This is a genomic window from Pseudomonas sp. IT-P74, from assembly GCF_949768175.1.
Classification (GTDB): Bacteria; Pseudomonadota; Gammaproteobacteria; order Pseudomonadales; family Pseudomonadaceae; genus Aquipseudomonas.
Window position 1 is genome coordinate 1 of the sequence record NZ_CATKQD010000002.1, and the last position, 12,347, is coordinate 12,347.

The window sequence follows — 12,347 nt, forward strand, 5'->3', positions numbered from 1 at the left end:
TGGTGACGGTCTGCGGCGCCGAGACCGCGTTGCCCGTACCGCTGTCATCAGTGGCCACCACGGTGTAGGAGAAGCTGATGGTTTCACCGGTGCTCAGGAAGTCCAGGTTCTCGCTGCTGCTGTAGGTCCAGCCGGCCTGATTGACCGAGAAACCGGCGACCAGCGCCGCGGCCTGCGCCGCTCCGAGGGTGCCGCCGCTCCAGGCGATATCGTGGTTGGCGCTCTGGCTGACCGTCACCCCGTCATTACTGTCCAGATCGGCGAAACTCAGCGTACCGCTGTCGCTCAAGGTGGCCGCGCCGTTGCCTTCGTTCATCGCCCCGGCCGTGTCGTCGATGGTCAGCGTCGGCTGGTCATTGGTGCCGGTCAGGGTGATCGTCACCGTTTGCGCTGCCGAGGTCGCGGTGCCCGTACCGCTGTCATCAGTGGCCACCACGGTGTAGGAGAAGCTGATGGTTTCACCGGCGCTCAGGAAGTCCAGGTTCTCGCTGCTGCTGTAGGTCCAGCCGGCCTGATTGACCGAGAAACCGGCGACCAGCGCCGCGGCCTGCGCCGCACCGAGGGTGCCGCCGCTCCAGGCGATATCGTGGTTGGCGCTCTGGCTGACCGTCACCCCGTCATTGCTGTCCAGATCGGCGAAGCTCAGCGCTCCGCTGTCGCTCAAGGTGGCCGCGCCGTTGCCTTCGTCCATCGCCCCGGCCGTGTCGTCGATGGTCAGCGTCGGCCGGTCGTTGGTACCGGTCAGGGTGATCGTCACGTCCTTGGTCACTGTCGCCCCGAAGTCGTCGGTCAGCGTCACCGTGAACACTTCGGTCTTGGTCTGACCTTCAGCCAGGTACTGCGCCGCACTGTTGTTCAGCGTATAGGTCCAGCCCACGCTGCCCGCCGCGTCGCCGGTGCTCTCGTCGCTGACATTGGCCACCAGCGAACCCAGCGCACCGGATGGCGCGCTCACGCTGGCCACATGGGCGTCATCGGCCAGGTCCACGTCACCGAAGGCGAAACTGCCGCTGGCTACCGTGGTACCGTCTTCGGTCACCGCACCGCTTTCAATTTCTGCCGCCGACACCGTTGGCGCGTCGTTGGTACCGGTCAGGGTGATCGTCACGTCCTTGGTCACTGTCGCCCCGAAGTCGTCGGTCAGCGTCACCGTGAACACTTCGGTCTTGGTCTGACCCTCGGCCAGGTACTGCGCCGCACTGTTGTTCAGCGTATAGGTCCAGCCCACGCTGCCCGCCGCGTCGCCGGTGCTCTCGTCGCTGACATTGGCCACCAGCGTACCCAGCGCACCGGACGGCGCGCTCACGCTGGCCACATGGGCGTCATCGGCCAGGTCCACGTCACCGAAGGCGAAACTGCCGCTGGCTACCGTGGTGCCGTCTTCGGTCACCGCACCGTTTTCGGTTTCTGCCGCCGTCACCGTCGGCCCGTCGTTGGTGCCGGTGATAGTGATGGTCACATTCTGCGATACCGACGAACCATGGCCATCGCTGATGGTGACCAGGTAAGTTTCGGTGACTGTCTGTCCCTGTGCCAGGTACTGTGCCGCCGCATTGCTCAGGTTGTACGTCCATTGCACCGAACCGTCGGCCGCGTTCGCTGCTTCGCTTACCGGCGAGAGCGCGAACGTACCAAGATAAGTAGCGTTGCCCCCCGCTGGCGCGAACGTCGCCATGTGCGTGTCACTCAGGTCGACGTCGTTAAAGACAATCGTGCCGCTGGCCGTCAGCGCGTCGGTCGCGCTCGCAGTGGTGTCGGCGTCTTCGGTCACCATGCCGGCCTGCGCGCCGAGGCTGATCGTCACGCCATCATTCTCGCCCGAAAACTGCACTGTCGCGGTGGCCCAGCTGAGCGTTCCATTGCCCAGACGCATCGCATAGGTAAAGCTGTCCGTCAGGAACTCGCCAGTAGCAAGCGCCTGGAGTTGTGCCTTGAAAGCAGTGGTGAATGTAGCGGCGTCGTAGCCAACCTTGCCGTCAGAGGTGATCCAGATCTTTGCACCATTCATACTGGTGTCAGAACTCGTCGCCTCAGCCCTCGCCGTATCCTGGGTCAGGAGGTCGGCCGGAGCATAAACCTTGGTGGCAGTAGGATCGCTCACCGCATTGTCGAGTGACCAGAGTGTCTTCGCGTTACCGCCGAGGTCATTGGACATGACGTCCCAATACACGACCCCCAACAGATTTTCAGTGGTGGTAAAGACGTCATCCTTCGCCTGCGGCGTGTTGGAAAACGAGGTAATGGTTCCGCCGCTGGTAGTTGTAGTGCTAGCCATGTCTTTCTCCCTAGAAGTCACCCTGAGCAAAAAACCGCTGTGGGCCGCTAACAGCCACCATCCGATTCTTCCCCCACCCACGAACACATCACTCCACCGGTACCAGCCGGCTGGCCAGCAGCTTCACGCCCACCCCGGCCCTGCCGCCCTGCGGTTCAATGCGCACGATTTGTCCTTGCGCCTTGAACTTCATGGGGCCGCCGGGAGTGTCGAGTTCGATCTCGAAGTCAATCAAGCTACCCACCTGCTGCTCGCTATCGGTTTCGAAATACAAACCGGAGGCGCTGATGTCACGGATGACACCGCTACCCCCGCCGATCAGTTGCAGCGACAGGGTGACTTGTTCACGGGGCTCAATTCGGTGTGTGTCTTTCATGGCAGCAGTCTAAAAACGGCCTCTGTTTTTTACATGAGCGCGCTATCCCTTTTTTCTGGGAGTCAATCACCCATGAAAACAGTGTTTTACGGGACAAATGTCATGGGAGGGGATGTCTGAAGCGCTATAGAAAAAAGCCAGGGGCTGCAACGATTGCTATCATGGTCAGCTAACACAACCCGCCTAAAGAGGCAGCGAGCCGCATGCCAATTCAAGTCCTGTTAGTCGCTCTACCGCTCGTGGCCTGGGGCCTTGAGCGTCTGGTGGAAAGCGCTCAACCGAGGTTGAAGCTGGCGGGTTCGACGGCGTCGGTGGCGCAATACCTGCTTTCGTTGCACCAATACACACCAGATGTGGTGGTATTGGACCTGGACAGCGAGGACTGTATCGAGTCGCTGGCCGAGCTGCACAGCCGGACCAAGGCCAAGATTCTGGTAGTGACAGGGTCGAGTGACTTGGCACTGCATGACAGTGCGGTGCTGGCGGGCGCACGTGGCGTGGTGGATAAGCGGGAGTCGGCATCGGCATCAACATTGCTCAAAGCCATAGAAAAAGTGCATGAAGGCGAACTCTGGATCGACCGCAATGCGACCAGCCGTATCTTCCTTGAACTGGCGCGCAAGAAAGTCGAGCGCGATATTGACCCGGAGCAACACAAAATCGCCAAGCTGACGCGCCGCGAACAGCAAACCATTGCATCGCTGGCCAGCGACCCCTCTGCCCCTGGCAAGTTGGTGGCCGAGAAGCTGCACATCAGCGAGCACACGCTGCGCAACCATTTGACATCGATCTACAGCAAGCTGGGCCTGACGAACCGTGTAGATCTTTACGCCTACGCACACAAGCATGGGCTTTCCACAGGCGACTGAGGGCCGCGGCAACACGACCGATCTACCCCACCCTTCTCCTGCATTGGGCCACAGTGGGAGGCACTACTTCATTCCAATCGGTGGTGACCAGACTCTCTCAATCGGTGATTGCAAACCGTACGCCGGGAAACGGATTGCGGGCGACAGGCACTGCGTGCCAATTGGGGTTAACTGTATTTTGGCAGGCGGTAATCGGCCAGGAGCCGCCGCTCAAATACGTCCAGCAAACTGAACACAATTCCATGTATAGGTAGAAATGGCTTGGGTTTGATCCAGGCGGCACGCATGAATAGGCACGATAGTATGTCTATCTCAAAGATGTACTGACCTGGCTGCCAGCGCAGCGGACCATTGAAATCGGGCAACCGCTACCGCGCGCGCGTATGCGGGCCTGACTCACTCAAGGGTAAGTTGGGCAAGGCTTACGTCTAATCGCGATAGACGGTTAGCCGAACGCTAACGGACCATGGAACATTTTGCTGATGCAAGTGTCACACCTTTCCATCAGGAGTCACCCCAATCACTACCAAGGAGAGGTAACTATGGCTTTCGACGCCTACATCCAAATCGAAGATATTGCTGGCGAAGCGCTGGATGAGCAATACAACAACTGGATCGAGATCACCAGCTACGGCTTCGCCGTCAATCAAAGCACGTCTGCTACCGCAAGCTCTTCTGGCGGTGCGACATCAGGCCGTACGACCCTGACCAATTTCACCTTCACCAAGTTTCTCGATAGCGCCAGTTGCAAGCTGCTGGAAGCAAGCTGTGCGGGTCGGCATCTGAAAGAAGTGAAGCTTGCGCTTTGCCGGGCAGGCACAGACAAGCTTAAGTACTACGAAATAGTCCTGGAAGAGGTGATCATTGCCGACTACTCGCAGAACGCCAGCTCGGGCGTTCCCATCGAGGTCGTTCAGTTGAACTACGGGCGCATCAAGACCACTTACACGCGACAGAAACGATCCGATGGTAGCGCTGGCGGGAATGTGACGGGGGGCTGGGACCGGATCAACAACAAGACGTATGCGTGAGGTAAGACGATGTCTGAAGCAAGGAGCTTCATCAACCCCAGAACTCAGTCATACCAGTCTTTGAGAGCCAGCACACCGGTTTCGGGGCACGCCCGGGGCAAATTCGATGTCCTCAATGCCCACATTACCAACAGCGTAGTCATGGCAGGGGAGCTGGTGATTGTGGGCGACTCCGATACACCCTCTTGCACCAGTCACGAAGCATTCCTGATGGCCAAGGCTGCGCAAGTGCACACTGGCCTGCTGACCAGCGGGGTCGAGGCGGACGATTTCTTTCTAGAGCATTTCGATTTACTGCAAAGTATGCTGGCAAACGCCTCAATGGGGGCAGGTGCGGCCAGTGAGGGGTGGAGCAAGCATCTGAGTAATATCAAGGTCACCCTTGAAGAGATCGAGAAGCTGCACCGCGATTACCTTGGTTCTGGCACCTTAAGTGCGCGCGACGCGTTCTACGCAAAGCGCACCCTGTTGTTCATGAAGCTCGAAAAGCAGTTGGCGAGCGTTGCCGCATACGGCTCAGGCTTACGTAATCAAGGGAAGATCAAACAGGCATTGGGTATTTCGACGCGAAGCTATTTGAATCATGGTGAAATCGCGGGCTATGCCGACAAGGTGTCTGGGGTTGCCAGAGCATCAAATCTGGTCAAAAAAGGCACGTATATTGGTACCGCGCTGGATGTGGCATCCACCGGCCTGGCGATTCATAAAGCCTGCACGACGGGGCGGGAGGACCAATGTCGACGCGCCAAATATGTTGAAAGTTCGACCTTGATGGGTAGCCTGGCGGGCGGCAGCGCGGGGGGGTATGTGGGCGGTATGATAGGGACTGGTGTTTGTGCCGTCGTTCTGGGGATCAGTACAGGCGGCCCCGGAGCACTAGCTTGTGCTGTCATCGGTGGAGCAGCGGGCGGTAAGATTTTCGGTGATTTCGGGAGCAAGGGAGGCGAGATGCTGGGTGACTTTTTGTATAGTGAGGTATCGGAGTGAATGAAGTTCACCCTGGACTGATCGCGTTACTGATCATTGCACCCATGATACTGGCAATGATCGTACAGTGTTGCATTGCTCATAAATACACTGAGCGCTTTGAGTCGTTTCTTACGAATTGTATTTTCGTGACCGGCAATAAAAATACATTTCAACATGCAGGCCTTCTGGGCAAGGTTATGCGCACGGGGTTGATCTCTATGGTGCTGGCTGTACCGAAGATCTTTGTGCGCAGGGGTTTGATTGACATCGATGAAGTCAAACGATTCCCGCCCCGTATGAGACGACTGCTGGTGAGCCTGTTAGGCATCCACATCGTGTTGCTCACCGCGCTGGCCATTTTCAATTATGCACAGCGTTGAAACTTAGCCGGCTAGCATTGGCTTTACCCGGTCGGTGGCCAGCTAGATGGTATTGGCACGGTCACCGGACCAGCTCTTGTCAACGTGGAGAAAATCACGGATAGAACTACTGGGCCTCGGTCAAAGGCGACTACCTGAGCCAAGGTAACCCGCGCCCCGTCAAATTCTCAGACACCGTCAACTTCTAAGTAGAACCTAGCAACAGATCGTTCATTTTCGATCCCCTGGGACTGCAAAACACGCCTTAACGGACCATTTTTTAATAGCGGGAACGTGACTGGCAGCAAACCTTTAGAATAGACGGCGGCGTTTGAAGCGCCGCCGTCATTTAACCAGTCAGATACAGAGGTCGAAGTTAGATTACGACCGATAGCTACTTGATGTGAGAGACCGCTAAGGGTCGTTTTCTGCCTCTCGCGACAGGCAAAAACCGACCAGGAACGAACATCAAGCCAGCAAACCCCAAAAGCCCCGCACTCTGACGCCGTTAGCTATTTAAGCAACGCCTCCTAGAACTTTTTCCTATTTATCGGTCTATGTGGATAGGCACATCCATTCGCCAAGCGCGGACCCGCAGGCTCCCCCGAAGCCGGATGGCCACACGTCCAGAAATCAATCAGAGGTTGTCTTCGCTCATGAAATTCCATGACCCACGGATGGTGCTCTTCGGCCTGTTCGCGTTCGCGGCAGTGGGCTCGGCATCAGCCACACAGATGAAGACCTCAACCCCTGTTTTGGCACCTGAAGTCGCGGTCGTTCAGGTGCCGGTCCAGGCTGCGGTCAACCCTTGGCCGACCTTGGCCAGTATGGCCGGCAAGCAGCCAGGGCCGTTGCTTGCCCATGACGACCGATACTGGCATGACGGCCGTTGGCACTCTCGTCGAGACGATTGGCGCCGGGATGACTGGCGTAGGGATAACTGGCGCAGAGAGCAAGCCCGCCGTGAAGCAGAACGCCATCGTTACTGGGAGCGCCACCAGGATCGGGCCATGCGGTACCGCTACGAGGACGATCGCCGCTACTATCGACGCTAGTGCGACGCCCCGCAGGTTAAAAACGTCGACGGGATACGGGCGCCCCGCTTTCGCCCTCCTCGTCGGCGTTGAAGGCAATATGCAAACGCCGCCCTCCTCCAAGTGCCGATGACGCCGAAATCAGCCACCCCATGTGAATGCCCATGAAGCAGGCTTGAGTGTTATGTTATATCCTATACCAACATAAACTGTCAGTCGTTACTGACAGAGCCATCCACTCCCTGCTTGCGGCATTCGATGACAACGCCTAATCACCTCCCCCCCATCACAAGCTTGAACCAACGCCTGTTGTCCATTGACGCCCTGAGGGGATTAGTCATCCTCCTTATGCTGTTGGATCACGTGCGCGAAACGTTCTTTTTGCACCGTCAGGTAGTAGACCCGATGGACATCGAGTCCACTGAGCCGGCGCTATTTTTCAGCCGCACACTTGCCCATTTGTGTGCGCCGGTTTTCATACTGCTCACCGGACTGTCCGCTTGCCTGTACGGCCAAAAGCACCAGGGCAAGGGCGATGTATCAGCCTTTTTATTCAAGCGCGGTCTGTTCCTGGTACTGCTGGAGTTCACCCTGGTGAATTTCGCCTGGACCTTTCAGTTCCCGCCTACGGCCATTTACATGCAGGTGATCTGGGCCATTGGCATCTGCATGATTGCCCTGGCCGGACTGGTTTGGTTACCCAGGCCCATTCTGTGCTGTCTGGGTCTGGTGATCGTGGCCGGGCACAACCTGCTGGATAATCTGCACTTCGCGGCAAGCTCGCCCATGCATATACCTTGGGCGATTCTGCATGATCGCGGCTGGATCGATTTCTCCGACAGCTTGCGTCTGCGCACCTCGTATCCTGTACTGCCGTGGATTGGTGTGATTGCTCTTGGGTACAGCATCGGCCCCTGGTTTGCCGGCCAGGTCTTGGCCGCGGATCGTCAACGTGCTCTGCTGCTTGCAGGGGTCGGGACATTGATCGGATTTGTCGCACTGCGAGCCGTCAATGGTTATGGCGAGGCGCCTTGGGTCGCCCATGAAGGCGTCACGCAAACCCTCATGAGCTTCTTCAACATTACAAAATACCCACCTTCCCTGCTGTTCCTTTCGCTGACGCTGGGCACGGGCCTGTTACTGCTTCGAGCCCTGGAACGGGCCCGACAACGCAAGTGGGTCAATGCGTTGGCAGTCTTTGGCGCGGCGCCGATGTTCTTCTACTTGCTCCACCTTTACGTACTCAAGACGCTGTATCTGGTCGGCGCGGCGTTGTTCGGATTGAATCAGGGAAATTATTTCGGTTTCGACAGCATTTGGGCGGTGTGGCTGACGGCGGTGCTCTTGGCTTTATCCCTGTATTTACCCGTGCGCTGGTTCGCGGCATTGAAGGCACGCCGTCGCGATATCGGATGGCTCAAATATTTCTGATCAGGACATGCGCTCACAAAAAGGGCGCCTGGAGAGTAGTGCCTGCCAGTTAAGCTCGCTCCCACAAGGTTTGCGGTGTTCAAACGTTTAACTGATTGGCATTAGCCCTTGGAGAGCCCATTTTTTCTAGACTGTCCCGTCCTGAAAACCTTTATCAAAGCGGAATGAGGCGCCGTAAGCCGAATCTGGTAAATGGCTAGCGCCATCGCCCCGTAACCGCGAACGGAAAGTACCGCTCTGCGGCCGGGTGCGATACAAGCCACGTTTTTGCAATTCAGGAATGACCAACTCTACGAAGTCCTCAAGGCTACCCGGGCTGATCAGCGGGTTGAGCATGTAGCCGCTGGTGCCGGAAATACGGGCGTGCTCTTCGATCCGGTCAGCCACCTGTTGCGGCGTTCCCACCAGAATCAGATCACTGCCCCGGGTGACGTTGGCAAAGCGCTGTTTGACATCGCCGGCGGTCAAGGGCTTGCCGCTGCCATCAGGCCGCATCACATAAGAGGTCATGCCTTCGGTATGAGTGGACAACGCTTCGCTGTCCGCATAGCGGCTGATGTCGATACCGGTATCACCGGCATAGCTCACCAGTTGTGCCTGCAAGTGATAGTTGCTTTGCAGCTCGTCATATTTGCGTTGGGCTTCGATCTCGGTCCTGGCCGTGACGATGCGCAGTACGGTCAGTGATTTGACATCCCCGGCGTGACGCCCCCGTGCCCGGGCCTGCGTCCATATATCTTCCAGCCCCTGGCGAATCTCCAGCGGGTTGGACTTGGCGATGAAAATCAGCTCGGCGTGCTTGGCCGCAAACTCACGACCACGGCCTGACCAACCGGCCTGGATCAGCAAGGGTGTGCGTTGCGGTGACGGAGACGTCAAATGCGGCCCGGCCACCCGGTAATGCTCGCCGACATGATTGATCGGTCGCACGCGATCGCCCTTGGCATAGACCTGGCGAGACTTGTCGGCAACCACGGCATCGTTTGCCCAACTGCCTTCCCAGAGCTTGTAAACCACATCGAGAAATTCATCGGCGCGTTCATAGCGATCATCGTGCTTGATCATCTGTTCCAGGCCGAAGTTACGGGCAGCGCTGGTCAGGTAGGACGTGACGATGTTCCAGCCGACCCGGCCATTGGTCAGGTGATCCAGCGTGCTGAAACGCCGGGCATGGGTGAAAGGATGCTCGTAACTGGTGGTCACGGTGACGCCGAAGGCCAGGTTTTCCGTCACGGCGGCCAATGCCGGAATGATCATCAATGGATCGTTGGCCGGTGCTTCCACCGCCCACTTCATGGCCGCGTCGGCATTACCGCCAAACACATCGTAGAAACCCAGCACATCACCAAAAAACAGCATGTCGAGATGAGCCTGGTCGGCGATGCGCGCCAGGTTCGACCAGTAGCCCAGCGAGTTGATGGCCAGTCGTTCGTCAGCCGGGTGCGTCCAGAGGCTCGGCGCGCCGCCACAGCCAACACTGGCTTGCTCGTATAACGCAAACAACAGAGGTTTTGGATCGGACATCGTAGTACCTGTAAAAAGTCATTGAGCGGATGGGTCAGCGCTGAGGCTTGAAACCTTTGCCGTAATGGCGTTCAAGTCGGTTCTGTATCAGCTCCAGTCCAATGGACAGGAGCCAGTAGATAACGGCTGCGGTGGTGAGCATTTCGATGTAGCGGTAGGACGAGCGACCATAGGACTGCGCGAGGAACATCACTTCCCAGACCCCCATCACCGATATCAACGATGAGTCCTTGAGCATTGAAATGAACTGGCTGGTTGTCGGTGGAATGATCGTGCGCATGGCTTGCGGCAGAATGATGTGCAGAAACGTTGCCGCAGGCCTCAGACCCAAGGCCATCGCCGCTTCGCGCTGCCCGGGTGCTACAGCCATGATGCCGGCACGAAAAATCTCGCTGAGGTAGGCACCGTAATTGAGTGACAGCGCAATGATCCCCGCGCTGATCGCGCCCGGAACCACACCCAACTGCGGCAGCCCCAGATAGATCAGCAGGATCTGGATCAGCAGCGGCGTACCGCGAAAAAAGGACGCATAAAAACTGGCAATGCCCAAAGCCACTGCACTGCGAGACAGGCGCGCCAGTGCCGTCACGAAGCCAAGGAGCAACGACAGCCAGATCGAGCAGAAGCACAGGAACAGCGTCAGCGCGGCGCCCTGCAAGAAACCGTCAGGCCCCGGATGCAGGCCGACCAGGTTGGGCAACTTCTGCACAATGATCGAGAACTTCAGATCGAAGCTCATGAAAAACATGACGCACAGGCCGAACAGCATTGCCCAGGTCAAATACAGGCGAGTGCGAAAACCAAATAGCTGGCTGAAACGACGCGTCTGGGTTTCGGGGGCGACAACCGCCTTGGCCGGGTGTGGATTGAGGGCTGTCATTGGCTGATATCGGCACCGATCCACTTCTGTGAAATCCTGCTCAAGGTGCCATCGGCCTTGAGCTGGGTGACGACCTCAGTGATCTTGGCATTCCATTGCGGATCGCCCTTTTCGATCGCGACCACGTTGGGCTCCGCATACAGCGTGTCGCCGGCAATTTTGAAGCGAGGATCCTGGGCGATGCGTTCGCGAGCAGTGATGAGGTTGGTGACCATGGCATCCAGACGCACGCCCGTGCCCAGGGCCAGATCCTGGAAGGCTACCGTTTCGTTGTCGTATGGCGCGATCTGGACGCTTTCGAATGGATAGCTCAACGGCTTGTCCTCGGCGCCCTCGATCAGCAGATCCTTGTTCAGATAGGCTTCATAGGTCGACGCACTGATCACACCGACTTTTTTACCTGACAGATCCTTGCCCGTGACAATGTTCTTGTCGTTGGCATTCACCACGATCACGGCCGGTGACTGGTAATACTCCACCGGGAAGTCGAACACTTCGGCCCGTGCCTTGCTCGGGGTCATCGAGCACACGCAGATGTCATACCGACCGTTCCAGTGTCCGGCAGCGATGACATCCCAGGACGGTGTTTGCAGCTTCAGCTTCACCCCTAGCCGTTGCGCAACGGCCTTGGCGACATCCACGTCAAACCCGTCCAGTTGGTTCTGTTCATTGAGAAAGGAGAATGGCGGATAACTTTCCATCAGAACGCCGGTCAGCTCCCCGCTGCTGGTTACGCGATCCAGCGTGGCGCCCGCCAAAGCCGTCGAGCAGGTAGCGAGTAATGCCAAGCCAAAAGGTAAAAGCGCCTTAGTGTTCACAGACAAGTGCTCCAATCGATTCAAAATACTGAATAGATTAAAACGCACTATAAAAATAGTTTGTACTTCCTTTATGGAATATAAGACTGCGTTCAAGCTATATTGGATCGAGCGCGTCAGGTGCTTGCAGCGCTGACTTCTGGTGACAAGCAACACCCACGCGCCAGGCACAACTGGTCAAGACCTTGCTCAATAGCGTGGTGTCGCTGGGGTAGGCGTCTGCCGCTGATGTTTCAGGCACTGAGGCGAGCATCCAGCGATGAGCTCATCGAGAAGCGTGCTGCCCGAGCTCCTGGGCAAGCCCGATGAGAATGCCTTCGGGCCCCCGTATGTAGCAGAGTCGATACGCATCTTCGTACCGGGCCACTTTGCCGACGAGCTGCGCGCCGAGTTTGTGGAGCCTGGCGAGCGTGTCGTCGATGTCCTCGACGGTGAACATGACACGCAGGTAACCGAGGGCGTTCACCGGGGCGTTGCGGTGATCGGCGACCACAGGGGGTGCGAGGAATCGGGATAACTCGAGCCGGCTGTGACCGTCCGGCGTACGCATCATGGCAATCTCGACGCGCATGTCACGTAATCCGGTGACGCCATCTGCCCAGTCGCCTTCGATGGGCGCGCGCCCTTCGAACTCGAGGCCGAGTTCGGTGAAGAACTCGATGGCGGTGTCGAGGTCTTCTACCACGATGCCGATGTTGTCCATTCGCTTGACCGTCATGATGTCTCCTTGCTGTCCAACGTAGCCGTTCAACGTAGTAGTCGAACACCTAGCTTGGCATTG

Annotated in this window: 12 protein-coding genes; 6 read left to right on the forward strand and 6 right to left on the reverse strand. The window is 57.7% G+C overall.

Features of this window, described 5'->3' with window-relative positions; all coding sequences use genetic code 11:
- Both ACM6J5_RS01470 and ACM6J5_RS01475 read right to left on the reverse strand, forming a co-directional pair.
- Positions 1-2,275, reverse strand: a 2,275-nt coding sequence (locus ACM6J5_RS01470) for a VCBS domain-containing protein (RefSeq protein ID WP_414927644.1), incomplete at its 3' end; no start/stop codon positions are given.
- Positions 2,276-2,363: 88 nt separating this feature from the next.
- Positions 2,364-2,651, reverse strand: coding sequence for a PilZ domain-containing protein (locus ACM6J5_RS01475; protein ID WP_095941802.1), 288 nt, complete (start codon positions 2,649-2,651; stop codon positions 2,364-2,366).
- Between the two features lie 203 nt (positions 2,652-2,854).
- Between ACM6J5_RS01475 and ACM6J5_RS01480 the strand changes: the two genes are divergently transcribed.
- The 6 genes from ACM6J5_RS01480 to ACM6J5_RS01505 all read left to right on the forward strand — a co-directional run bounded on the left by ACM6J5_RS01480 (position 2,855) and on the right by ACM6J5_RS01505 (position 8,344).
- Positions 2,855-3,520, forward strand: coding sequence for a LuxR C-terminal-related transcriptional regulator (locus ACM6J5_RS01480; RefSeq protein ID WP_095941801.1), 666 nt, complete (start codon positions 2,855-2,857; stop codon positions 3,518-3,520).
- 542 nt (positions 3,521-4,062) lie between these two features.
- A complete protein-coding gene (locus ACM6J5_RS01485; RefSeq protein ID WP_095941800.1) occupies positions 4,063-4,551 on the forward strand; it encodes an Hcp family type VI secretion system effector in 489 nt (162 codons plus the stop codon).
- Between the two features lie 9 nt (positions 4,552-4,560).
- Positions 4,561-5,538, forward strand: coding sequence for a hypothetical protein (locus tag ACM6J5_RS01490; RefSeq protein ID WP_150673334.1), 978 nt, complete (start codon positions 4,561-4,563; stop codon positions 5,536-5,538).
- On the forward strand, positions 5,535-5,900 hold the full coding sequence (locus tag ACM6J5_RS01495) for a hypothetical protein (RefSeq protein WP_095941799.1): 366 nt from the start codon (positions 5,535-5,537) through the stop codon (positions 5,898-5,900). The genes ACM6J5_RS01490 and ACM6J5_RS01495 overlap by 4 nt, the downstream gene beginning before the upstream one ends.
- A 635-nt stretch (positions 5,901-6,535) precedes the next feature.
- The gene (locus ACM6J5_RS01500; RefSeq protein WP_150673333.1) at positions 6,536-6,934 is read left to right on the forward strand and encodes a hypothetical protein; all 399 of its coding nucleotides are present in this window, start codon (positions 6,536-6,538) and stop codon (positions 6,932-6,934) included.
- Positions 6,935-7,171: 237 nt separating this feature from the next.
- Positions 7,172-8,344: a DUF1624 domain-containing protein gene (locus ACM6J5_RS01505; RefSeq protein ID WP_414927645.1), complete on the forward strand. Its 1,173-nt coding sequence runs from the start codon at positions 7,172-7,174 to the stop codon at positions 8,342-8,344.
- Between the two features lie 126 nt (positions 8,345-8,470).
- Here ACM6J5_RS01505 and ACM6J5_RS01510 read toward each other — a convergent pair whose 3' ends face one another.
- The 4 genes from ACM6J5_RS01510 to ACM6J5_RS01525 form a co-directional block, all read right to left on the reverse strand.
- On the reverse strand, positions 8,471-9,868 hold the full coding sequence (locus ACM6J5_RS01510; RefSeq protein ID WP_414927646.1) for an LLM class flavin-dependent oxidoreductase: 1,398 nt from the start codon (positions 9,866-9,868) through the stop codon (positions 8,471-8,473).
- Between the two features lie 34 nt (positions 9,869-9,902).
- Positions 9,903-10,748 carry an amino acid ABC transporter permease gene (locus ACM6J5_RS01515; protein WP_414927647.1) on the reverse strand — a complete coding sequence of 282 codons (846 nt, stop codon included), beginning with the start codon at positions 10,746-10,748 and terminating at the stop codon, positions 9,903-9,905.
- Positions 10,745-11,566 (reverse strand): ABC transporter substrate-binding protein, encoded by an 822-nt coding sequence (locus tag ACM6J5_RS01520; protein WP_414927648.1) that lies wholly within the window; start codon positions 11,564-11,566, stop codon positions 10,745-10,747. The genes ACM6J5_RS01515 and ACM6J5_RS01520 overlap by 4 nt, the downstream gene beginning before the upstream one ends.
- A gap of 265 nt (positions 11,567-11,831) precedes the next feature.
- On the reverse strand, positions 11,832-12,284 hold the full coding sequence (locus tag ACM6J5_RS01525) for a VOC family protein (RefSeq protein ID WP_414927649.1): 453 nt from the start codon (positions 12,282-12,284) through the stop codon (positions 11,832-11,834).
- Positions 12,285-12,347 lie beyond the last annotated feature (63 nt).